The sequence below is a fragment of the Pseudoalteromonas sp. GW168-MNA-CIBAN-0100 genome (assembly GCF_040309225.1).
Classification (GTDB): Bacteria; Pseudomonadota; Gammaproteobacteria; order Enterobacterales; family Alteromonadaceae; genus Pseudoalteromonas; species Pseudoalteromonas arctica.
Genome location: NZ_JBEOOL010000066.1, coordinates 1 through 1100, shown reverse-complemented (window position 1 = coordinate 1100; position 1100 = coordinate 1). Strand labels below are relative to the sequence as shown.

General features: G+C 33.5%; 2 protein-coding genes. Both read left to right on the top strand.

Features of this window, described 5'->3' with window-relative positions; all coding sequences use genetic code 11:
• Window positions 1-95 precede the first annotated feature (95 nt).
• Window positions 96-521 (top strand): hypothetical protein, encoded by a 426-nt coding sequence (locus AAEY62_RS20000; RefSeq protein ID WP_350604190.1) that lies wholly within the window; start codon window positions 96-98, stop codon window positions 519-521.
• A 102-nt stretch (window positions 522-623) separates the two neighbouring features.
• Window positions 624-944: a hypothetical protein gene (locus AAEY62_RS19995; RefSeq protein ID WP_145990803.1), complete on the top strand. Its 321-nt coding sequence runs from the start codon at window positions 624-626 to the stop codon at window positions 942-944.
• Window positions 945-1100 lie beyond the last annotated feature (156 nt).

The following is a 1100-nucleotide window of genomic DNA, read 5'->3' as shown; positions in this document are numbered from 1 at the left end:
CAAAATAGGAACTCAGCTATGGTTTGTTTATCAATAAAAACAAATTTAAAAACGAGTTAATCTACAGGCTCGTTATACGCACAAAGGACATGTAGTTGAATAACGAAGCTGTTAAACCAAAATACTTAAATTACACTGAGATATTGGGTTTTAAAATTCCTTTAGTGTGGTGTTCGTTAGCTATGTTAATTGGCCTAATATTTCATGAAGTTGTAGAAGCTATTTTAGTACCGCCGCTAACGTTATTGATGGTTTATATTTGTCATAAAATAACCAGTTTTTTCCTGAGCTTTCAGGAACACAGTGGGATTTTGAGTGAGAAATTTTATGGTGTGATAATTAAATTCATTTGGTTTAGTGCTGTACTTGGATTTTTCATATCTCTTTTTAGTGCCGCTTTTGAATCTGTAAACAACGAAGTAAATTTTGAATTTTTCAATGGTGTTTTCAGTATTGTCTATTTTGGTTTTGCTTTGGCAGCGGCTAATAAGTGGGGTAAAACCTATGTTCCCAAACATTAGCGTAATATGTGCGTATAACAAAAACATCAACTGGGAAACTACTCGCTGTAAAGCGCTCGTATTTTCCAGTTATATTAAGCGTTATGTGGCATGGAGTCAGCATTGAGTCAATTTGAACTAATTATAGGGTTGATAATCTGGGTATGGATATTCGTAAGCTCATTTCTGTTTAATTATTTGGAAAATAGTTGCATTGATAACATGCAAAAACATTCAGACTCAGAAATAGAGAACCCAAGTAAAAATTCTTGGATAAACCCTTTTGGTGGTTTTAAAAATTTATTGTTTTTTATTACCTATAAGCCTAAAACTTCTGACTCTACAGGTTTTGTTGTAGCGGCTAAAAATGGGAAAGTATTACAAGCGGTGTACTTCATTCAACTTATTTGTGTTGTTGGTGTATTTATAGCTTTTAAAGCTTAATAAAATTTACAGTACACTGCCACATAACAAGCACTTCAAACGCAACAAAAACAGTTGGTTAGGTTCCGCTTCGCTTCACATTTTAACCAACTATTTTATTGCCTGTTAACAGGGCGTTGAGGCTGTAGAATTACTCTTTTTAGGAACGTATCCAAC